Source organism: Candidatus Villigracilis sp., assembly GCF_057083605.1.
Genome location: NZ_JBXMTI010000080.1, coordinates 13,807 through 35,257 on the forward strand (window position 1 = coordinate 13,807; position 21,451 = coordinate 35,257).

General features: G+C 49.5%; 18 protein-coding genes. 3 read left to right on the forward strand and 15 right to left on the reverse strand.

Translation table 11 applies throughout. From position 1 onward, the window contains the following. Window positions 1-64: 64 nt before the first annotated feature. The 5 genes from AC14M5_RS12395 to AC14M5_RS12415 all read right to left on the reverse strand — a co-directional run bounded on the left by AC14M5_RS12395 (window position 65) and on the right by AC14M5_RS12415 (window position 5,476). On the reverse strand, window positions 65-1,000 hold the full coding sequence (locus tag AC14M5_RS12395; RefSeq protein WP_484029981.1) for an HD domain-containing phosphohydrolase: 936 nt from the start codon (window positions 998-1,000) through the stop codon (window positions 65-67). Between the two features lie 95 nt (window positions 1,001-1,095). After that, window positions 1,096-1,371, reverse strand: a complete 276-nt coding sequence (locus AC14M5_RS12400) for a hypothetical protein (protein ID WP_484029982.1) — start codon at window positions 1,369-1,371, stop codon at window positions 1,096-1,098. Beyond that, window positions 1,368-1,958, reverse strand: coding sequence for a DUF5317 domain-containing protein (locus tag AC14M5_RS12405; RefSeq protein WP_484029983.1), 591 nt, complete (start codon window positions 1,956-1,958; stop codon window positions 1,368-1,370). The genes AC14M5_RS12400 and AC14M5_RS12405 overlap by 4 nt, the downstream gene beginning before the upstream one ends. Further along, the gene (locus AC14M5_RS12410; protein ID WP_484029984.1) at window positions 1,958-2,101 is read right to left on the reverse strand and encodes a hypothetical protein; all 144 of its coding nucleotides are present in this window, start codon (window positions 2,099-2,101) and stop codon (window positions 1,958-1,960) included. The genes AC14M5_RS12405 and AC14M5_RS12410 overlap by 1 nt, the downstream gene beginning before the upstream one ends. A gap of 153 nt (window positions 2,102-2,254) precedes the next feature. Further along, window positions 2,255-5,476, reverse strand: a complete 3,222-nt coding sequence (locus AC14M5_RS12415) for a tetratricopeptide repeat protein (RefSeq protein WP_484029985.1) — start codon at window positions 5,474-5,476, stop codon at window positions 2,255-2,257. A gap of 254 nt (window positions 5,477-5,730) precedes the next feature. Between AC14M5_RS12415 and AC14M5_RS12420 the strand changes: the two genes are divergently transcribed. The 3 genes from AC14M5_RS12420 to AC14M5_RS12430 all read left to right on the forward strand — a co-directional run bounded on the left by AC14M5_RS12420 (window position 5,731) and on the right by AC14M5_RS12430 (window position 11,959). Next, entirely contained in the window at window positions 5,731-7,014 is a 1,284-nt protein-coding gene (locus AC14M5_RS12420; protein ID WP_484029986.1) for a hypothetical protein, read from the forward strand. Between the two features lie 187 nt (window positions 7,015-7,201). After that, window positions 7,202-11,155 carry a DNA polymerase III subunit alpha gene (locus AC14M5_RS12425; protein WP_484029987.1) on the forward strand — a complete coding sequence of 1,318 codons (3,954 nt, stop codon included), beginning with the start codon at window positions 7,202-7,204 and terminating at the stop codon, window positions 11,153-11,155. A gap of 21 nt (window positions 11,156-11,176) precedes the next feature. Next, entirely contained in the window at window positions 11,177-11,959 is a 783-nt protein-coding gene (locus AC14M5_RS12430; RefSeq protein ID WP_484029988.1) for a S1 family peptidase, read from the forward strand. Between the two features lie 158 nt (window positions 11,960-12,117). On the opposite strand, the gene AC14M5_RS12435 is transcribed toward AC14M5_RS12430, so the two are convergent. From AC14M5_RS12435 to AC14M5_RS12480, 10 genes are all read right to left on the reverse strand, one after another. Then, the gene (locus AC14M5_RS12435) at window positions 12,118-12,429 is read right to left on the reverse strand and encodes a hypothetical protein (RefSeq protein ID WP_484029989.1); all 312 of its coding nucleotides are present in this window, start codon (window positions 12,427-12,429) and stop codon (window positions 12,118-12,120) included. Continuing rightward, complete coding sequence (locus tag AC14M5_RS12440; RefSeq protein ID WP_484029990.1) at window positions 12,417-13,658, reverse strand: TolB family protein; 1,242 nt, start codon at window positions 13,656-13,658, stop codon at window positions 12,417-12,419. Before AC14M5_RS12440 ends, AC14M5_RS12435 begins: the two co-directional genes overlap by 13 nt. 111 nt (window positions 13,659-13,769) lie before the next feature. Further along, window positions 13,770-14,030: a cyclic-di-AMP receptor gene (locus AC14M5_RS12445; protein ID WP_484029991.1), complete on the reverse strand. Its 261-nt coding sequence runs from the start codon at window positions 14,028-14,030 to the stop codon at window positions 13,770-13,772. A gap of 119 nt (window positions 14,031-14,149) precedes the next feature. Then, window positions 14,150-14,488 (reverse strand): cyclic-di-AMP receptor, encoded by a 339-nt coding sequence (locus AC14M5_RS12450; protein ID WP_484029992.1) that lies wholly within the window; start codon window positions 14,486-14,488, stop codon window positions 14,150-14,152. 23 nt (window positions 14,489-14,511) lie between these two features. Then, window positions 14,512-15,798, reverse strand: coding sequence for an ArsB/NhaD family transporter (locus tag AC14M5_RS12455; protein WP_484030028.1), 1,287 nt, complete (start codon window positions 15,796-15,798; stop codon window positions 14,512-14,514). Window positions 15,799-15,800: 2 nt separating this feature from the next. Beyond that, window positions 15,801-16,259, reverse strand: coding sequence for a CBS domain-containing protein (locus AC14M5_RS12460; protein ID WP_484029993.1), 459 nt, complete (start codon window positions 16,257-16,259; stop codon window positions 15,801-15,803). A gap of 58 nt (window positions 16,260-16,317) precedes the next feature. Then, window positions 16,318-16,878, reverse strand: coding sequence for a histidine phosphatase family protein (locus tag AC14M5_RS12465; protein ID WP_484029994.1), 561 nt, complete (start codon window positions 16,876-16,878; stop codon window positions 16,318-16,320). Next, window positions 16,875-18,674, reverse strand: a complete 1,800-nt coding sequence (locus tag AC14M5_RS12470) for a glucosyl-3-phosphoglycerate synthase (RefSeq protein WP_484029995.1) — start codon at window positions 18,672-18,674, stop codon at window positions 16,875-16,877. The genes AC14M5_RS12465 and AC14M5_RS12470 overlap by 4 nt, the downstream gene beginning before the upstream one ends. A gap of 59 nt (window positions 18,675-18,733) precedes the next feature. Continuing rightward, window positions 18,734-19,948 carry a glycosyltransferase gene (locus AC14M5_RS12475; protein WP_484029996.1) on the reverse strand — a complete coding sequence of 405 codons (1,215 nt, stop codon included), beginning with the start codon at window positions 19,946-19,948 and terminating at the stop codon, window positions 18,734-18,736. A gap of 127 nt (window positions 19,949-20,075) precedes the next feature. After that, window positions 20,076-21,419, reverse strand: a complete 1,344-nt coding sequence (locus AC14M5_RS12480) for a glycosyltransferase (protein WP_484029997.1) — start codon at window positions 21,417-21,419, stop codon at window positions 20,076-20,078. Between the last annotated feature and the right edge of the window lie 32 nt (window positions 21,420-21,451).

Below are 21,451 nucleotides of genomic sequence, written 5' to 3' on the forward strand. Positions count from 1 at the left end.
ACCCCAATTCCCCTTTTCGTATCTGCATTCCCCTCACGACCACCGATACGCCGAAAAGCAATAATTAATCTGCAACCATACTGATAAAAACGGGCACGATGGATGGGTCAAAATGCTGGCCTGATTGTTTGAGAATGTAATCGAGTGCATCCGTCTTGGACCAGGCAGGCCGATAAGGCCGGTCTGATGTAAGTGCGTCATACACATCGGCAAAGGCGAAGATGCGTGCAAAGAGCGGGATGGCTTCCCCTGCAAGCCCATCGGGATAACCGCTTCCGTCCCATTTTTCGTGGTGTGAACGCGGGATCGGCAATACCAATGCAAAATATGGAATCGGTTTAAGGATTTCCGCAGCGATCAGAGGATGCCGCCGCATGATTACCCATTCGTCCTCTGTCAGCGGGCCGGGTTTAAACAGGATGCTGTCTGGAATCGCCACCTTTCCCATATCATGCAAAATGGATCCGCGTTTGATATGGATCAGATCTGAGTCAGGGATGCCCATGCGGCGAGCAAGCCGTAGCGTTAGATTTGTAACGCGGCGAGTATGACCTTCCGTCTCTTGGTCGCGAAGATAAAGAGCGTTCGACCAGCTTTCAATTGTCCTGTCATATGCAAGGGTTAATTCTATATTCGATGATTGTTTATGTTTGGTAATGTTCCTGACGAACATAATGTTCTGATCCCCGGTAAAAGGGACAAGGCAGGATTCGTACCAGAACTCGCCTGCGTGCATCGGGAGCATATATTCAAACAGGGCCACTTTGCTTCCATTATGAAGCTCGCGAATTGCATTTTCATATTTCTGGCGGGCTTCACCGGGGAAAAAATCCTGAAATCTCAAAGGAGCTTGCGGGGGAACTGGAACTTTCAGTTGTGAGCCGCTGCCGGCTTTATAATCCAGTATCTTTCCGCTGTGATCCAACACAAGCAGAATATCGTCAAATGCCTCGAACATGGCGTTTAGCCTCTGTGCGGGGTTGGGAAGTTTGTTCAACATAAGGTCTGTGATCATAGCAATAGGCGGATGTGGATGGTTGCAGGAATTCTGTTGTTACTGCAATTTTTTCACATGATGGTTGCCTGATACTCAAGTTAGTATTGATTCCTAAGGGCTCTATTTATTTGCCTGGCAAAGTCGGTGAGTGATTCTGCGCGGATAGAGGCGATCAGGTCACGTTCTTCATTGCTGAGCGAAAAGGTCTCACCAAGGTATCCTTTTTGAAGCGCGACCTGGGGGTCTTGAAGGAGCTGTTGGCAAAACTGGCGATTGACGATTGCAGCGGCGAAGATACGGCTCAATCCGTTTGATTCGGAGATGGGTGCCATACTGATTTTCATTTTAGGTTGATAGGTAAGTGGAGAGATCATGGTGTTATACCTCCAAGGGTAAGGTTTTTTTGTGGGATTCTCTGGCGGGCCAGCAACCAGAAAACACCGATAGCGATAAATACGTCACCGAGGCTGAAGGCCACCTGGTAGGTGGACCAGGCCGGGGGTAGGAAACGATCCGCAAGCCATTCGAAGCGGGTATGCTCCGGGATTAGGAGAATGTCTTTCGTGCCAAAGCGCTGGCCAGGCTGGATATCATCCAATACTTCCTGTGGAACCAGATGACTTGCCGTTTGCGGGCTGATCGGCATAAACCCGCCGTTCGCTGCCATAACCGTTAGGTTGAGTGCCGCTCCAATAAGCAGGATTTTCATCCCGGGCAGTTCTCGGTTGAACCAGGCAAACCCCAGAAACAGGAGCTGGGAGGTGGTTAGAAGAACTGCCGCCCATGAATTTGGGACTCCCTGGCGGGCATTCGGAAGATAGAAGAGGATGAACTGCGGCAGGAAGGCGGCAAAGACCATCCAAAGATGCTTCAAATCAGGCGGCTGGTATGGGTGACCGCGCCAACGCGCCCACCCCAAACCCAGCAGCAATCCCGTCACAATGCCGGCAAGCAGGATCACTATTTGGTTACGCCACCACCATCATCCGGGGCGCCAACGCCGAGAACAAGCATTGTCAGGGAGAGGATGACGAAGAAGAGTTGAATATGTTGGCGGTTGATCTTTGGGAGGGATGAAACGATGAGATTAATTTTGTTATTCATGGCAGGTTTCCTTTTGAATTTATGGGTTGGGTTAATTTGTTAATTACAAGATACTCATTCCCAGGCTTCAAAGGAGGCTTCAAAAGATTAAAAAGAAACAGCCCTAAAAAGGGCTGTTTTGAAAATTTGTATAGATGTATTTAGTGCAAGGGTTTATTTTGTCAGGCGCTGGTAAAGTGCCCGGGTATCGTCTGAGGGTGGCAAGTTGAACAGCTCTTTCATGGCATCCAGGCAGGATTGATAAATGCGTGTGATGGAAGCGCGGTCGCCAAGGCGGCTGTAGGTTTGCATGGCTGCCCGATATGCCGCTTCACAAGCAGGGTCATATTCAATTGCTCGCTTGCAAGCTATGAGCGCATTTTCAGGCTGTGCATGTTTTTGATATAAATCTGCCAGGGTTACAAGCGCATTGAGATATGCCTGGCCCAAACGTTCTCGGTCGTGCAGTGCCCAATCCGCATATATATCATTTAGATATGGGCCAAGCACCAGGTCCACCGCTTTTTGATACAGGCTTATTTGTTCCCTGGCATCTTCCGTTGATTTCGCCTTGGCGAGAAAATATTCGAATGCCTCAACATCATATTCATAATCAAGGTTGCGGTTAAAGCTATAGAAAACATCCTTGAAAATAATGACATCCTGGCCGATGGCACGGCGCAGCCGGTAGATCTCATTCTTGAAACGCAATTTTAGTTTGGATGGTTCATATACATCGGGCCAAAGCACCTCGCCGACTTGCTCCTTGGCGAGCGGTTTGGATATTGAGAGCAGGTAAAAAAACAAATCGCGAACTGACTGGGTTTGCCAATCTGATAAGGCCAGCGGTTTGTCAGCGACGTAAACAGTAGCCGACCCAAAAGCCTGAACGGTGATGTGGGGAGTAGGGCTCGGAACCACATGCGCCTGCCGCCGTAATTGACGACGAATCGCAGGTATTTTGCCTGCAAGGCGGTCAGCCTGCGCAAACAGTTCACGAGCGGTGCGCCCAATCGTTGAGTCCTTTTGCAGGCCGTTCAACCAGTCACGCGCCTGGAGAGCGGTGATCAGGATGGTATTGGAAAATTTTCCGCGGTTCGCAGGCATAGCAGTGACGATCTTAATGACTTCATTGTGATCACCCTCCTGATTACAAGCCGCTGCGCGCCATAGACGAGCCGAAACTGCTTCAATACTCCGGCCGTCTTCAGTAAAATGTTTTTCTGCACCTTCCAATTCCTCAACGGCCTTGTGTGGGTTGCCTTCCAACAAATAAAGACGCCCATGAAAAAGATTGAGCAAGCCATTCTCATAGTTTGAACCGCCTGAGTGAATTGAACCCATTACTTGTTCGATAATCTCACGAACAAGGGCGGGGTCCTTTTGCAATAATGCCAGATTTGCCTGCGCGAACGCAAGAAAGTGAAGCAAGAAACGATCATCCAGGTCTTGAAGAACTTCAGATGCATGTTGATAGTTTTGCTGAGCCATTTCAAAATCTTCCAGTTCGGCGTACAGGTCCCCCAGCCCAATGGAAATCAATATATCGAGGCGGGTATAGTGACTGCGCTGGGCACAAAGCAGGCCCTCTTCGAAAGTTAGTGCGGCCTTTTCATATTCACCCTGACCATGATACATACCTGCCATATTATTCAGCAGGCTTGCCTGCCAGAAAAGATTCCCTTCCTGCCGCCAGATATTCAGGGCTTTTTCATAAGCAGTGGTTGCATCCGAGTAATTTCCAATCGCCCGATAGGCCATCCCGGTCTCCATGTATAAGACCGGTATATTGGCTTCATCCTTCAAACGTATGTACAAGCCCAGGGATTTATCAAGAAACTCTATCGAGTTGCGCGCGTGCCCCAAACGATATAAAACCAATCCCTTGATCCGAAGGGCTTCCGCATAAAGCATACTAAGGTCATCGTGATCTTCAGCTAATTGGATTACCTCATTTACATCGAGAAGCGCTTTTTCGTATTCGCCGAGAAAACGGTAGACAATGGCACGCCGCGATAAGGTCAGGGCTGTCCCAAAGATATTTTCCTGCTGACGAAACAACCGTTCCGCTTCATTTAACAACGTTAAACCTTCCCGTAAATTCCCTTTTGTGTAAGTGATCGTCCCTCGAATGGAAAGCAGACCTGGTCGCGTCCGCAACATGGATGTGGGCAGGTCATTCAGCCAGGATTCCAGTGTGAGATGCGCACGCTGCACCATGGATGTGCTGGCTCGTTCGATCATCCCGGCCAGCAGATCCATATCATTCAGTTTCAGGCAGATATGGTGAGCATTTTCCCATTCGCCCATAGCCTCATAAGCGGATTCGAGGCGGGAGAGGATCAGCGTTACTTCCTGCGGGCGTTCCCATTCAAAACGCGCGCGGATAAAATCACGGAAGAGGTGATGATAGCGCAGCCATCTCCCGTCCGCGCCGACAGGCAGGGCAAATAAATTATTATTGGAGATGGTCTTTATCCATTTTTGCCAGTCTTGTTCTTCTGAGTAAAATGGTGACAGAACCATCTCACAAAGGGATGCATCGAATTCTTCAAACAGGGCGGTGCGTAAAATAAACTCCTGCAAATCAGCGGGTTGTTGACCCAGCACTTGTTGACCCAGATAATCGAATAATGCTGTTCCATCTCCAGCGGCAAGGTTGGTTGGGTTCTTTGGCAGAATCTCCGCCCCTGAGAACTGCAGACCTGTGATCCACCCTTCGGTCTCTTCAATTAATTCTCTGGCTTGTTCATCCGAAATTTGCAGGTTGTTATTTTGTGCGAGCAAGGCCTGCAGTTCCTGCGGCTGAAAGGCGAGGTCTGAAAAACTCAAGCCGCTGACTTGTTCACGCGCCACAAGCAGGGGTAGGTTACTCAATCCGGTGAGAATCCGCGAGGATATTACCAGATGACAGTTCTCATCCATCAATTGAATAAAGCGGTTGATAAAATCCTGAACGGGCCGCACACCCTCCAGCAGGTGAAAGTCATCCAGCACAAAAATAAAATGCTCGCGGATCTTTTCGATGATCTCATTGCAGATCGTTACCAGCAGGCGTTCCATATCCTGCTCGAACGAGGACATGTTCTCAAGAACATTTTTCGACTGACTGCCAAAATTTGGAAAACGCTCTGCCAGTGCAGCAATAAAATATGCTGCAAAACGTTGAGGTTCGCGGTCCAGTTCATCCAGCGCCAGCCAGCAGGAGGGCAATTCACTTTGATCGACCAGGTCGATCAATAAGGAAGTCTTCCCATATCCTGCAGGTGCAGACACAAGTGCCAGTTTTCTATCGAGCGCCTCGAACAGCATATCCAACAGCCGTTTGCGCGTGAGAAGTTCAGAGCGTCGGCGGGGCGGAATGATCTTGGTTTTACTAACAGGGATGGATAACATGTATTTGCATTGCCTATCAAGCTGACAAAACCGATCGACACGATCCGTTTCATATTTTATCCTGTAAATGGCTCTCCGGGACTTGGCATGACTTGTACACCAACTTCGCGGAAAAGAACTGATTATTAAGTCACAAAATAGTCGCTTTGGACGCGAGTGTATAATGTCTGAATATGAAATCTAAAATTTCACCGTTATTTTTATGGGTCATGCTTTGTATTCTCTTTACCATATATCTTTTTCAGCCGGGGTATATGGACAATGACGCAATTGATCAGTTTATACAGGCAGGAAGCGGCGTCTATAGCGACTGGCACCCTCCGGTCATGAGTTGGGTTTGGGGGCAGATAAATCTTCTCATTCCCGGACCCATGGGAATGTTTTTATTTCAGGTTGTTTTATTCTGGGCCGGGCTTGGCATGTTAATAAAATTTTTATCTCCCAATTCAGCAGGCGGGAATTTATACCTGTTGATCGGATTTTACCCGCCCGCGTTCATGCTTCTAAGTACAATGGTCAAGGATGTCTCCATGACATCTGCCTTGATCTTTGGGTTCTCCCTTATTTTATTATCTGGAAAAAGCCGATCCATCAAACTTTTTATTCCAGGAGTTATTTTCCTGGGATATGGGATGTTGATCAGGCATAATGCGATTTTGGCTGTTTTCCCTTTATTTCTGTATTCAGGATTTGTATTGGCTGAAATCTATTCCTTCAAAACAGGCAGGCAGCTCTCGTTTTGGAAAAACATGATTTCAGGCTTCGTTCTTTTCGCCATTGTTTTTGTGATCGGAAACCTGGCAGATAATTTGATCACAAAAACAAAAACATACCCCTTCCAGCAGATCATGTTACATGATCTTGCGGGTATCTCGATACATACAAAAACATACGTCATTCCAGAATATATGGCTTCTTCTCAGCAGCCAACCCTTATGGATCTGAAGCAGATTTACCGGATAAGGTCGATGAAAAATTTGTACTGGCCCGATTTTACGAATATTCATTTCAAGATACTCGAAGACCCTGCACTGGTCAAAGATCTTGCAAATACCTGGATTAGTGAGGTTGTTGACCATCCGAGAGCATATCTCAAGCATCGTTTGAATGTGTTTGTGGGTGTCCTTAATTTGAAAACCGGGCGTGTGTGTGCCCCCTATTATTATGAAGAGACCATTTACAAGCCAAAGGGTCGTTATCAAAGCGAAGGAAATTACTTTTCAGCCAACCCGTCAACAGACCTTCTTTTTACCTGGATGGAACCCTTGCGGACAAGTTTTATTTATTTGAACTGGATATATGTCCTTATTTCACTAGTGTCATTTGCAGCCTCGCTTTTTCTCTTTCTCGAGACTCGGCCCAACAGGCAGTCCTATGCGGCTATTGCGCTAGTCTTGAGCGCGAGTGGATCTTTATATGGTTTGGGATATGTCTTTGTTGCGACTGCCTGTGATTTCCGAATGGTCTACTGGGATGTGATAGTGATGTTAATGTTATCCATTCTTTTAATTCAAGCACGGATTGAAAGAAAGCAGTGATTAGTGAAAATCCATTTATTGCACCCATGTCACAACGTAGCCATAAAATTTTAAGCCAACCGTTAACTTCATAGTTGAACATGCGTGCTATAATCGCATTTAGTTCGATAGTTGCATAGTTTTGTGGTTACGTAGTTGAACCGCTACCTCCACCTATCAAACTAAACAACTGCCAGACTACCTAACTATGAGTTTCGCCCACTTACACGTCCACACTGAATATTCACTGCTCGACGGCTTCTCGAATATCAAGAAGCTGGTTCGGCGCGTCAAGGAAATGGACATGCCCGCTGTGGCTATCACAGACCACGGCACAATGTTCGGGGTGATCGATTTTTACAAGGCCGCCAAAGCGGAAGGGGTCAAGCCGATCATTGGACTCGAAGCCTACATGGCCGCCCGTGGCATGAAGGATAAGGATTCAAAACTCGATCGTTCCTCCTTTCACCTGCTTCTGCTTGCTGAAAATGAAACTGGCTACAAGAATCTGCTGAAGATCGCCTCCGCTGCACAGTTGGAGGGCTTCTATTATTATCCGCGCATTGACCATGACTTCCTGGCCGCACATTCCGAGGGATTGATCTGCACTTCAGGCTGCATGTCTGCTGAGATTCCACGCTCGTTATTACAAGACAAACCCGAAGAAGCCGTGCGCCGTATGAACTGGTATTACGATGTCTTCGGCAAAGACAATTTCTTCGTTGAGCTGCAGCAGCATAACATCAAAGAGATCACAGACTTAAATAAAAAATTGCTTGAAATGGGCGCACGTTACGAGGCGAATTACATCGCCACCAATGACGTGCATTATGTAAACCAGGAGGATTCGCGTCTGCAGGATATTCTGCTCGCGATCCAGACCAACTCTACAGTCAATGACCCGGACCGAATGCGCATGTCGGATGATTCATACTTCCTGCGTTCGCCATCCGAAATGAATCGCCTCTTCGCTGAGGTGCCTTCATCGCTTTCAAATACTTTGCTAATTGCCGAGCGTTGTAATGTAGACCTTGGCTTCAAAAGTTATCATCTGCCTGAGTTCACCGTTCCGGATGGATATACCGGTGAAACCTATCTCCGCTTTTTGTGCGAGGCCGGGGCGAGGAAAAGATACAAGGATGACGCAACCAGCCAACAGATTAAAGAAAGACTCGATTACGAATTAAGCGTCGTCCACGAAATGGGATTCGATGCCTACTTCCTGATCGTATGGGATCTGTGTCGCTTCGCCCGTGAAAATGGAATTTGGTACAACGCGCGCGGCTCCGCGGCTGGCTCGATCATCGCTTATACGCTTGAGATCACGATGGTGGACCCGCTCGAACATGCGCTCATCTTCGAACGCTTCTTGAACCCTGGCCGTATCTCGATGCCCGATATTGACCTTGATTTCCGTGATGATCGCCGCTCTGAAATGCTGGAATATTGCGCGCAAAAATACGGCAATGACAAGGTGGCGCAGATTATCACCTTCGGCACGATGGGAACCAAAGCCGCCATCCGTGATGTGGCGCGCGTGATGGAAATTCCATTGCCCGAAGTGGACCGGGTTGCCAAGCTTGTGCCTTTCGTTTCAGGCCGCTCCACAACCATGAAAGATGCGATGGAAGTGGCCGAATTCAAGGATATTTATGACAAGCAAAAACACCTGCGTGATGTGATCGACATCGCCGCAAAAATGGAAGGGACCGTGCGCAACGCTGGCACACATGCGGCAGGTGTGGTCATTTCCGATAAGCCGATTGTGGATTACCTCCCGCTGCATCGCCCAACTTCAAATTCAGAAGATACACCCATCAAATCAGTGACCCAGTTTGAGATGGGCATTCTCGATTCGCTGGGCATGTTGAAAGTGGATTTCCTCGGCCTGATCACGTTGACCGTGATGGCACGCGCCTGTGACCTGATCGAAAAACGTCATGGCATCAAATTTGATCTGAGTAACATTCCGCTTAATGATATGAAATCTTTTGAATTAATGGGAAGCGGGCAAACAGCAGGGCTGTTCCAAATTGAAGGCGGAGGCATGACGCGCTGGATCGTGCAGATGAAGCCCAAGTCTTTGGATAACATCATCGCCATGGTCGCGTTGTACCGCCCGGGCCCAATGCAGTTTATTCCCGATTACATCTCGCGCATGCACGGCGAATCAGAGGTGGAGTATCGACACCCCGCCATGCAGCCGATCTTCCAGGATACGTATGGCATCCCCGTGTATCAGGAACAACTGATGCGCGCCGCGGTGGAACTCGCAGGCTACACTCCTTCCGAATCCGATGACCTGCGCAAAGCCATATCAAAGAAGAAGAAGGAAGACATTGAAAAACATCGCGCCAAGTTCGTGAAGGGCGCAGTTGAAAAAGGCATGGATAAATCCATTGCCGACGCAATTTACATGGATTGGGAAGAGTTCGCGAGGTATGGATTTAATAAAAGCCATGCCGCCGATTATGGCGTGATCGCCGTACAGACTGCATACCTCAAAGCGCATTATCCAGCTGAATATATGGCAGCGCTTATGTCTGCTTCGGCGGGACAAACTGAAAAGGTGGCGCTCTACGTTGCGGATGCGCGCGCCATGGGTGTGCCTGTGCTTGCGCCTGATATCAACGCCTCTGAATGGGACTTTGGCATTGAAGATATAGATGGCAAACCAAGCATTCGTTTTGGATTAGGCGCAATTAAAAATGTCAGTGAAGGTGCTGTCAGCATTATCATTCAGGCTCGCAAGGAAAATAAATTCACTGACCTCAACGATTTCGCCCGCCGCGTGGATTTGCGTACCGTTGGCAAACGCTCGCTCGAATGTCTCATCAAAGTGGGTGCGCTTGATCAATTCGGCAACCGTGCATCCATGCTGGCTTCATTGGATCGCATCGTAGCCATCAGCAGTAATCACTTCCGTGCCGCGGATGCAGGGCAGATGAGTCTCTTCGGTGCGAACACCGGCGTTGTGGAAGCGATCCAACTGCCCGAAGTAAAAGATGTTGAGAAGCGCGACATGCTCAATTGGGAACGTGAACTCATTGGCCTTTATATTTCAGACCATCCGCTCAACGAATTCCAAACACAGCTCGCGCAGATCGTCAGCTATTTCTCCGGTCAATTACCCGAAGCCAATCACGAGGAAAAAGTCCGCGTGGCAGGGCTCATCACAGCCGTTCGTCCGTACACCACCAAAACTGGCAAGCCCATGGGCTTCGTCACCATGGAAGATATTCAAGGCAATATCGAACTCGTGCTCTTTCCAAAAACATGGGAAAAATTCCGCGATGGCATGAGCATCGGGCAGATCATTATTGTGGAAGGCAAGGTGGATCAGAGCAATCCGCCGCCCAAGATTTTGGTGGATACGATCAGGACCGAGATCAATGTGACCATGGCCTTGGATGATACATACGCCAAACAAGATTCGACTCCCAAGCCTTTGCTCCCGCGCACCGAAGTGGACTCGCCCCGCCGACCCGCCTCAACACCTAAGCCGACAACTGTTCCTATTCAAAAGGCGACCCAACAACCCAAGCCGCTTGCACCTAAACCCATACCACAAGTTGCAGAAAAATCGCCCGCTTATACCCCCCTGTCATCCCCCCAAATTCCCGGGGAATTTGGGGGGAGCGAGGGGGGGGATATGCCGCCCCCGCCAGATAACTTCCCTGATGGCTGGGACAGTGAATGGCAACCGTCCTTTGACGAGGTTGCAATTGCGGCAAAGCCTGAACCAAAATTTAATAAAGATGAGGAAGTAACTCCGCCTTTGGTGACTCGTGCGGTCACAGCGTTGGCAAGTGTCGAAGAGTTGGAGCAGGCCGAAGAACGGCATGAAGCGATGCTTCCATCTTTGTATGTCCCACTGGCAAAAGAGGACAAAAACAAGGAACACCCGCCGCAGCAGATCACCGTCACGCTTCGTTCAACCGGTGACCATGACCGCGACAAGCGCCGCATCAAGACTTTATACGGCACGCTCATCTCGCATCATGGCCGCGATAAGTTCAGTTTTCAGATCTTTGAGAATGGCAAGGGACACCTGATCGACTTCCCCAACGACACCACCCGCATCGGCCCCGAACTACTGGAGCGGCTCAAGAAGCTGATGGGCGAAGAAGCCTGGCGCGTGGAGCCGATTACGTTTCAATAAGTGATTCCAGAGACATGTCTTATGAATCAAAAAGTTATCACACCAAATATTCTTTCACTTTCTTCTTTATTTTTAGAACCCACTTTTGGAGATATTAACTTAGCGATTGCAACAGGTTTTGTCTGGGAGAATAACGGGGAATTTTTTCTGATCACTAATTGGCATGTTGTTTCTGGTCTTCACCCTGAAACCAAACAATCTATAGATCCCAATGGTGCAACTCCTGACTTCATCAAGGTTTGGCTTCATCATTCTGACGGTTTAGGAAAGTGGGGATCTTATGACATTCCACTCTTTGACAAACAAAATCGACCAGTATGGAAAGAACATAAAGATTACGGGCCCAATGTTGATGTTGTAGCTATTAAGCTAGTTATACCGCCCGAATTCAGAGTATTTCCAATTAATAAATTTTTGAAAGATGAATTCAAAACAGAAATTGCTCAAGATGTGTTTATATTAGGCTATCCAAAAGGTATTACTGGTGCGGGAAAGCTCCCAATATGGAAACGTGGCAGCATAGCGTCAGAGCCAGATGCAAATCTTGGCAACCTACCCAAATTATTAATCGACAGTACAACAAGAGAAGGAATGTCAGGAGCGCCAGTTATTGCTCAATATGTTGGATATCATGGTGACCCTGTAAATCCTGGCGAAGATGATTGGATTGGAATGGCACGCAAGTTTCTAGGAATATATTCTGGACGTCTACCAGGACAAGATGAATTTGAAGCACATTTAGGAATTGTATGGAAACAATCGTCGATTGAAGAAATTGTTGAGTCCGGCATTAGACCCGAATGATTTATACTAAAATTAGTTAGTTTCTCTAATAGACCTCCGAGATTTTGAATATCTCGGAGGTCTATTACAATGCCTATTATGACCACAAACCTTCTTGAACTCGCCCGAAAAAACGGAAACCCAATCATCCAGGGGAATCAAGTCACCTTTGTGTGGTGTTATCCATACCGCACTGCTTCACATCGTTCGCACTTGGGTCTTCCGCAAAGCAAGGCATAGGGGTTCCCGTGGATCTTTTCCACCACAGCTTTCAGTAAACCTTTTAAACGAATAGCCTGCACCAGCGCGTCGTTGATCTCCACACGGCGCGTATATTTTTCGACATCAGGGATAATGGCATTGAAGCCTTCGGAATCTCCGGGGAAGCCAGGGCATTCCACTACGCGATCCTTCGTCAATGCCCAGCGGATGAACTGTATCCGTCCCGCAAGTTTTTCAGCATAATGAATGCTGTTCTTTACGGCCCCCACTTCATATCCATTGCAAACTGCAGGAGCGGGAGCATGGCTTTTTGCCCATCGGCGTAATACAGTTGCGCCGCGCCGCCTTGATAGATTTCAGGAAGGGCTGGGTTGGCAACAATCACAAAGCTGGCATCCGGTGCCCAGAGTGCTTCATTCATATTTTGGAATGTCTCTGGGCGCAGAACGGTTCGGCCTGTCACACCATCCGCAGCCGAGCGGACGAGTTGCAAGGGCGGGCGGTTGATGAATTCTTCCGGGTTGGGAACACTGGCATAGAAATAATATAGCTGCCCATTCGGGGCGAGGAAGGGGTTATCAGCTACTTCGGCAGGATTAGAGTCAAAATCGCCTAAAAGCAAAGTGGTGACATCACCCGTGGTTGTATCCACCCGCCAAAGACCGGCCCTGAACATGCCTGAGCTTGGGCTGGCCGCAAACAGCGTGGATGCATCTTCGCTGAGATCGTAATCACCGCAGCAAATGATCGCACCTTCGCCGCCATTCAAGCGCACCAATGCACCTCCGTTTACATAATAGATCGCAGTGGATGCGCCTTCGTAATATCCCAGCGTGATGATAAGTTTGCTGCCATCGGATGAATACATTTCAGGCCAGTACAACTCTTGCGGAACAAAGAGCCCGCCGCCAAGATCATTTATTTGATCTTCCAGCACACGGTTGGACTGTCCGCTTATAATCGAATAGAAATTCAAGCCTTTATGACCGAAAGCAATCGTTTGACCATCCGGTGACCAGACCGGGCTGGTGATATTGGTCATGAAGGGATTGTTCTCATCGGCCACACCGCCTTCCACGATCATACTGCGGCTGCTTCCATCGGCGTTGACGTTGAGTAATTGGTTATTGGACACATACACAACGCTTCCATCTACAGGGGAGACATCGTAATCGCTCACAGCCGCAGGCTCAAATGTGAGTTGTGTGACTGTAACTCCATCCTTCTCCAGCCGATAGACTTGTGCGAGTCCTGCAGCGTCATTGTTGAGAAAATACATCGAATGCGGGAGCAGGCCTGAGGCGGCGCCCGGAGTGGGTTGAAGAGTCGCGGGTGAAGGTTCGGGCCCTTGTGTCAACGCTTGAAATGTAGCCGCCACAATCGTCTCTACATTGGCGGGGCTTTCGGGGGCTGCCGTCCCAGCAGGTGGAATCGCACAAGCGATGGCGGCAATCAACAGAACAATTAATGCAAGAAGATGATTCGATTTTTTAAACATAAATACCTCATGAATTAAGTAAGTGACCTTGGCAAATTAAACAAAACAAAGACGCTGCCAAAACAGGAAAGTTCCTGCTCATTCACGTCTTTGCTGATGCCATTGAAAAAACTAAACTTGTTCGAAATGATGCACAGGGACAACAAAAATGGTGGCGCGTTTTTGATCGGCTTTTGGGGGCAGTGAATTGCGAATGGTTTGCAAGACCGCATCCACCTGATCGTCCTCCACGCCGAGCAGCATGGTCACAACCCCGCTCCGTAAAAAGCCGCCAGTGGATGCCACACGTGTGACGCGGAAACTGCCCGCAGTGAGGGCCTGTGTGAGCATATCGGCGTCGTTATCTTTGATGATGACAATGATCATTTTCATGGTGAATTCTCCTCAACACTTAAACCTGACAGGTCTTATGAGCGTGCTTGACGACTCAGACCTTGGGATGGATGGCAGCGACAATAAACCCGAGTCCGCGGAGACCTGTCAGGTTTGCTTTAGATCTGTTCAAACCTTTCTACCGGCAAAGCAAACACAGTTGCGCCGCCTACGGTAACAGGCACAGGCGCGGGCATGGGCATGGGTGAACCTTCAAGCGGAAGCGTCATATATTCAATGCGCTGACGGCAGGCTTCATGCAATGCGGCCAATGCCTCGGATTCTTTTTCAACAGGCAAGCCGATCAGCAGGGTGGCGTTGCGCCTTCCTAAAAATCCGCCCGAGCTTGAAAGATAAGTAAGCGCCGCGCCAATATTTTGCAATGCCTTGGTTGCGGCTTCGAGATCCTGGTCTTGTACCACGGCGACAAGTAGTAAGTGAACGGCTGAGTCTTTCATATTGATACCTCTGTCATGATTCGCTAAAACCAATTATAGACAATAGTATACAAAATACTGGCAATTGTACAAGTCACCAACATCACAGGCAGCCCGCGTTTCACCCACAAAGTTGAGGTGATGGGCGTGCGTGTCCTTTCTGAAAGCTTTGCCACGATGATGTTGGTGGTCGCACCGACAATGGTTCCATTGCCGCCAAACCCCGCACCGAAGGCAAGTGCCCACCACAAAGGCGTCACATCCATGCCTGTTGCGCCGAGTCCCTGAATGACGGGAATAAGCGCGATTGTGATCGGGATATTATCCACGACTGCGGAGAGGGCGGCGACGATCCAGATCAGGCACACGCCAAATAAGACAGGTGAGATGTTAGATGCGCTTCCCAATAAGCCGACAACTGCTTCCAATACCCCAGCCGACTCCAACCCCCCGACCATGATGAAAAGCGAAGCGAAGAAGATGAGCACACTCCATTCGATCTTCTTAAGCATCTCATCGAGATCGGGCTGTACCCAGGCCAATGCTATCGCCGCTGCGCCTAACGCAATAAACGACGGGCTGATATGCAGCAAATGGTGGACAAAGAAAAAGAGGATGGCAACACCCAGCACGATCAAAATACGGCGCGCAGTATAAGGGTGGTTGAACGATTCTGCGGGGTCAAGTTTCATTACAGCGCGGACGTTGCGCGGGCGTTTGGATAATTCTTTCTTGAAAAGATAGCGCAGCAAGAACATGGTCCCTATCCATGTCACTACTACGATCGGCATCGAATATACAAGAAAGTCGTTGAAGGAAAAGCCAGCCGCGGAGCCGATCAACACGTTTGGCGGATCACCGATCAAGGTGGCCACGCCGCCTGTATTGGATAACAATGCTTCCGCAATGAGATAGGGAATGGGATTGATACCCAGGATTTCACTGATCAGGATCGTTACTGGCGCGATCAATACGATGGTTGTCACGTTCGGGAGGAACATCGCCAGGACGGTGGTGATGCTCCCAAGCAGGACGAACAAACGCATGGGGTTTCCCTTTGACGCGCGCGCTGCGAGTACCGCCAAGTATTCGAAAAATCCTGTTGGCTCAAGCATTGCCACAAGGATCATCATGCCCAATAGCAGGCCCAAGGTGTTGAAGTCAATCGCTTCGAGCGCAGCTTCCTCTGAATAAAAATTCAGGAGCCTGCCCGTGAGTACCATGAACGCCGCCCCGGCAATGGCCGTGATGGAGCGGTTGTACTTCTCCGAAAATATGAGACCCAGGCTTCCAAAAAAGATGACGGTTGATAAGATGGCAGGGATGAGCATGTTCAATCCGCCTTTTCCCAGGCGGATAGAATGGCGATACCGATATCCACACGTGAGGCAACGCCTGCCAGTTTTCCCTCTTTTGAAACAACCAGAATATCGTGCAGGTTGTGTTGCAGCATTAAAGCATACGCACGTAATAACCCAGAATCCGCTTCCACGGTGATGGCTTCCTTCATCAATGATTTTATGGATTTATCCAATGTCTTCGCAGGCGGGCGGGTGGTCTCCACGGCGCCAAAGTCATGGACAAAATCCACATCCGCGATGAAGTTGACAAAGTCCGGCAGTTCCAGGGAGAGCAGGTCACGCAAGCCGACTACACCAACGGGCTTGTTGTCCTTATCTACAACCGGTAAAAGGCCCACGTGTTTCTTCACAAATACTGCTGCCGCCTCGCGTATGGATGACGCCAAATGGATTGAAACCACATTATGTTTCATGCAGGATGATACGTTCATACAGCCTCCGAACGGTAATTGAATTTTGAAAGTATAACCCAAAGAATTATTTTAATTTTCATCCCACATGATAAGGCTTTGCGTTTTCAGGGATGTGGTCATACACTTCATCCAATGGAATTCCTTGTGAGTGGCAAATGATGATTGCCAGGGGAACGCCATGTGCAACGATCAACACGGATTGGTCGGCATGTTTTCCTGCGATGTCATCCACGGCTGCGATGACACGTTCTGCAACTTCCAAGGGAGATTCGCCTTGCGGCGCTCGCGTATGAAGAGGGTCTCGTGTGCGTTCTGCCAATTCCTGCGGATATCTTTCCTGAATTTCGACGGAGAGCATCCCCTCCCACTCGCCAAGATTCATTTCCCGCAGGCGCGGCTCCAGCGTAACCCTCAGCCCCATAGGTTCAGCGACCAGCTCCGCAGTCTGGCGTGAACGAAGCAGGTCGCTGGAATAGATCGCGGAAAAGCGCACATCCTTCAATTGGTCATAAGCAGCAAGTGCCTGGGCGCGTCCCATATTATTTAATGCTGGCGCGTGTGGAGCCTGTCCCTGCCATCGGCCTGTCAAATTCCAATCGGTTTGTCCGTGACGAACCAGCCACAGATCCGTCGTCATTGGTTTCGTTTCAAATATTCCTGAACTTCGATCATGGGCGGACGTTCACGTTCGGCGATCTCTTCCACTTCCAGAAAATAACCTTTATTTCCATGGCGGATCAATTTCATCGACCTGTTCACATCCTCCAAAACTGCGCGCCCGAAGCGGCTTTCCAATTTGCGAAATACGGTTTGGATAATGGCAAAAGACATTTTGCTCAACGCCTCCAGATGCTGGTTGTGATGGATGCGTTCAAGCAAATCCACTTGAGCGATGGCGTGCAGGCCGAACTTTTCATAAATATCGATCAGCATTCCAGTTTCAACACCATAGCCGGAGAAGAAGGGGATTTGTTCCAAGGCTGCGCGCCGGCCTCCATATTCACCGGAAAGCGGCTGAACCACACCGGAAAGTTCGGGGTAGAAGAGATTCAATAATGGCCGCGCAGTTAACTCGGTCACGCGTCCGCCGCCACCTGCCTGAATTTTTCGCCCTACTCTCAAAGGCCGCCGATAGAAGCCTTTTACTAATTGCACTTGCTGATTGGACAATAGCGGCCCGATGATCCCATACACGAAGCGCGGATGAATGTTGACGATGTCGGTATCGATCCACACAATAATGTCGCCGCGCGTCACCAGCAGACTCTTCCACAGACCATCACCTTTGCCCTCCCGTGGTTTTAATCTTTCCAGCAAATGCTGGTGAATATAAACAGGCACATCCGCCTTTTCTGCGATCTCGCGCGTTTGGTCTGTCGAATTTGAATCCATCAAAATGATCTCATCCAGCAGCGGCACTTTTTCGATCAGTTCCTTCTTCATCATGTTGATGACTTTCCCGACTGTTTCCTGTTCGTTGAGGGCAGGCAATGCCAGGCTGATCGTCACACCTTGCTGCCGCTTCAACTCCATCAGCTCATTCAAGTGTGAAAATTCATCGGCATGATATGTATTCTCGGCAAACCATTTATCTACCAGTAACGAGATGGCCTGCACGCCCGCGCTTTCATCATAATTTACCTGCGGCAGTGGTCGTCCGCTTTTCACGGCGATCACCACGCCAGGCGCTTCACGCAAAATACGGTCTGCAAAAGGGCCGAGCGAAACGGTACTTGCTGCGGGCTGGGATGTAGTTCCCACAATGATCACATCCGACTGCTTTGCAGTATCAAGGATCAACTGCGCCGCATCATCTGTAACTGCAAACTGTTTCTGTACCTCGGGCATTTGTTTCAGCACGCGATCGAGCCCCCTGAACGGCGCATCGCTGCCTGCCTCAGGATCATCGCTGGCGCGAAGATGCAGGGCCGTCACGCCTTTTGGATGTAAGCCCAGGCCGACGCGTAGCGCCAATTCAGCATGAGGCCCGCCCCTTACCGGGACGAGGATCTGCTTCGGTTTACTGGAGAGTTTTCCGCGCACCAAAGCGACGTTGCATGGCGGTCGTGTCAACACATCGTTGACTGTCACACCCAGAGCTTGAAAGTGTGCATCCCATTCAAGGCAAAGCAGATCGGGTTCTTCGGCTTGCAATAATTTCACCAATTCCATCCACGGCTGGTATGAGACGATGATCTGGGATTTGCTCGTGATCCGTTCGTCTTTTCCGTGATGTCGCAATTGCTTTCGCAAAGCACGCGCGGCAGGGGCGGCTGTGCTAAGTGATTGCTCGGCAGGTACAACTACGATTCCCACCAGCACGATCTCTGCATCAAAGTGACGCGCAATTTCAAGCGTATGAGCGCCCGGCCCATCATGTACAAAAGGAATGAGGATCTTATGAATAGGGACAAATTCGGAATGTGTTCGCATGAATGTTATCCTCTCACTATCTTGCTCATTCGGGGACTTAACCCCCGAATGAGCAATACCTACACCAACATCGGTGCTATATATTGTTTATAGATCGCATCCCAACGGAAGGTGGAACGGATGCGTATGGCAAGGCGTGCTGACGGGTCTACCTGAAAATAATTCACGATCAAACCTGCAATGTGCTCTGGTCTTTCATCAGGCGAAAAAAAAGTTGCATCGTCCAGTCCCAACTCGCGCAGGGGAGGAATATCCGCGCAAAAGGCTGGTAAATGACTGAATGCGGCTTCGATCAATGGTATTCCAAATCCCTCTTCGCGGCTGGGGAAGAACAACGCATCCGAAACCCGATAAAAATCTGCGATGACTTCATCGGGCAAAAAGGAATCTATCAGTTCTGCCAGAAAATGCACTGAACCCTGCAAGCCCAATTGCGCGCGTAAATTGGAAAGCTGCTCAAAGTATTTGCGATTGTTGGCATTATGCGGGCCTAGTGGGCCAGTCACCACCAACGCAGCCTTTGGAAAATTCTTTTTCAATTCATTCAGGGTATGCAAGGCAAGCTCAATATTCTTGCGGGGCGTCACGCGCACAGGCAATAGCAGAATGGGTGCGGCATCCAGTAAATGCGTTTGTTCAAGCACAGTTTGTGTCTGCTGTTCAAGTTTATAAAAGCGTGCCGCATCCACGCCATTTGGGATTACATGAATGGAATCAGATTCGATTTTCATCAAACCTGCCAATTCTGCGCGGCGCAGTTCAGAGACAACCACGTGTGTGACCCCGCCCCAATCGGTGCGTAACAAGTCCCAGGGGTAGCCATTGTGTAGTTCGTGTTGATAACGCGGTGTTTTCCATGCCAGGTCGTGATGCCAGAGAATCAAATGGGGAAGTTTTTTGGATGTGTGCAATTGATAGAGAGCAGCAGTGAGTGCGAGATTCTTATTCAACGAGCAGACGTTATGCGCGATCAAAAGATCCGTGCCAGATAGCGCGGTTTGTAATTGATTTACGAGTTCATCACGCAGCGACTCGAAATCCTTTGTTACTTCGCCGCGATCCAATTGCTCTTTCATTTTTGTCACGCGCTCATGACGCGAATCCGCAAACGGGATGCTGGTCAACGGAATCTGCTCACTCAATGATTCGCCGCGCGCTGCAATCAAGCGTACGTTATGACCATCCGCAGACATCAGCCGCGCATGATGGGCGATCACACTTTCCACACCGCCGACGATGGGTGGCACGGAGTAGTGAAGAATGGCGATGTTCATATGGTATATCCCAACTGCGTGTCGCTCTGAGGGTAGCGACATCGTGCCCGAAGGGAAAGAGTCTCGCATTTCTTGCGCAGAGGCCCTTCGTCGAAAAGCGGCTCAGGGTGACGCTCCCGAAGGAAGGTCATATCTGCTGACCCAGGCAATCTGCGAGAACGGATTGCAGGCTGTGTTCCAGAACGGTAAAGGAGAAGTGTCGTTTTGCGAGTTGATAGTTTTCCTCAGCCCATTCCTCTGCCTTTGTGGGATTCTGCAGAACGTAACGCACCACTCCCAGCGTCTCCTTGCTGATGAAGCCATCGAACCAGATGGCGCGAAACCCCTTTGGCTTGATGTCCACTTCATAAATGGAATAGTTGTTAACCAGGATTGGACGTCGATAATACACGGCTTCCAAAAAGGCGTTGCCAAATCCTTCAATGCTGGATGGATACGTGACGAGGTCTGCGTGTGGATACACATCGCCCAGTGTATAGATCTTTTTGCCATCAGCTGTCAGTCCGCGTACGTCCTGCACCTGGTCGGCCTCAAAGCGGACGGTTACATTCAGTAAATGGGCATATTCCTGCACACGTTGTTCATAGTCAGTGCCTTCGTCACCTGAGGCATGTGATATCACAAGTTTCGCAGGAAGCTCAAGGCGGCGCACGAGTTCCACGGCGTGTTCTATCCCCTTGCGTTGGATGACGCGTGTGGGCTGCAGGAAAAAGTATTCGCCCGGCTCGATGCCAAAGTCCTCCCGCACGCTTTGGGTGTAGTCATCAGGAACTGGCGGTGGCGAGTCGAAATCCATCACGTTGGGGATCACGCGCGAAGTCACGCCATAACGGGAGGCGATCTGCTGGGCTTGTATCGAATTGATGACTACATGCCGAATGGAAGGCAGGGTGGGGGGAAATGCCGCAGCAAGATAATCTCCCACGCAGTTGACCTGAAAACGCTGGCGCTCCCAATGAAAATCATGATGGTGAGCGATGGTGGGGAAACCCGTCTCGGCGATAAACTCTGTCAACGCCAGACCAAGCGGTAGATTAAGCGGGATCGTCACTGCATTTTCGATCACCAGTATTTCAAGGTCAAAGCGATGCGCGAATTCATATAATTCTGCCTTCAAATACTCCTTCAACTCATTGACACGGTGTGTCATCTCAGGCGGGCGGATATACATGGAGAAAAAGTCCTTATGCAGCGACGCGATCTCTGGATGCGCCTTGCGCGCCTCTTTGGTGACCGTCCAACTGCCCGAATACGCTTGTTGATTCAGTGCGTCGATCTCGGGGTGACGATAGAACGCCTCAGGCACAATCTGGGATATGTCTGCTCCTCGATCGCATCTCCCAGCGAAATAAAAACATTGGTGCCCGAGCCGCTCCAGCACAGTCGCCCACTTCTGCGTTTCTAGCGAAACGCCGTCTGTTCCCGCAAAACGGGTTGAAATGAAACCGATGTGATGTGAAGGATTCGTCATAATTTTTAACCTGTAAGTTTCTTCATTACGGC

Coding starts and splice junctions, on each gene's coding strand:
- AC14M5_RS12395 (WP_484029981.1), bottom strand. CDS start 1,000: ATGTTGAACAAACTTCCCAACCCCGCACAGAGGCTAAACGCCATGTTC.
- AC14M5_RS12450 (WP_484029992.1), bottom strand. CDS start 14,488: ATGAAAGACTCAGCCGTTCACTTACTACTTGTCGCCGTGGTACAAGAC.
- AC14M5_RS12440 (WP_484029990.1), bottom strand. CDS start 13,658: ATGTTTAAAAAATCGAATCATCTTCTTGCATTAATTGTTCTGTTGATT.
- AC14M5_RS12480 (WP_484029997.1), bottom strand. CDS start 21,419: ATGACGAATCCTTCACATCACATCGGTTTCATTTCAACCCGTTTTGCG.
- AC14M5_RS12460 (WP_484029993.1), bottom strand. CDS start 16,259: ATGAACGTATCATCCTGCATGAAACATAATGTGGTTTCAATCCATTTG.
- AC14M5_RS12430 (WP_484029988.1), top strand. CDS start 11,177: ATGAATCAAAAAGTTATCACACCAAATATTCTTTCACTTTCTTCTTTA.
- AC14M5_RS12425 (WP_484029987.1), top strand. CDS start 7,202: ATGAGTTTCGCCCACTTACACGTCCACACTGAATATTCACTGCTCGAC.
- AC14M5_RS12415 (WP_484029985.1), bottom strand. CDS start 5,476: ATGTTATCCATCCCTGTTAGTAAAACCAAGATCATTCCGCCCCGCCGA.
- AC14M5_RS12420 (WP_484029986.1), top strand. CDS start 5,731: ATGGACAATGACGCAATTGATCAGTTTATACAGGCAGGAAGCGGCGTC.
- AC14M5_RS12465 (WP_484029994.1), bottom strand. CDS start 16,878: ATGACGACGGATCTGTGGCTGGTTCGTCACGGACAAACCGATTGGAAT.
- AC14M5_RS12410 (WP_484029984.1), bottom strand. CDS start 2,101: ATGAATAACAAAATTAATCTCATCGTTTCATCCCTCCCAAAGATCAAC.
- AC14M5_RS12400 (WP_484029982.1), bottom strand. CDS start 1,371: ATGATCTCTCCACTTACCTATCAACCTAAAATGAAAATCAGTATGGCA.
- AC14M5_RS12475 (WP_484029996.1), bottom strand. CDS start 19,948: ATGAACATCGCCATTCTTCACTACTCCGTGCCACCCATCGTCGGCGGT.
- AC14M5_RS12470 (WP_484029995.1), bottom strand. CDS start 18,674: ATGCGAACACATTCCGAATTTGTCCCTATTCATAAGATCCTCATTCCT.
- AC14M5_RS12455 (WP_484030028.1), bottom strand. CDS start 15,798: ATGCTCATCCCTGCCATCTTATCAACCGTCATCTTTTTTGGAAGCCTG.
- AC14M5_RS12445 (WP_484029991.1), bottom strand. CDS start 14,030: ATGAAAATGATCATTGTCATCATCAAAGATAACGACGCCGATATGCTC.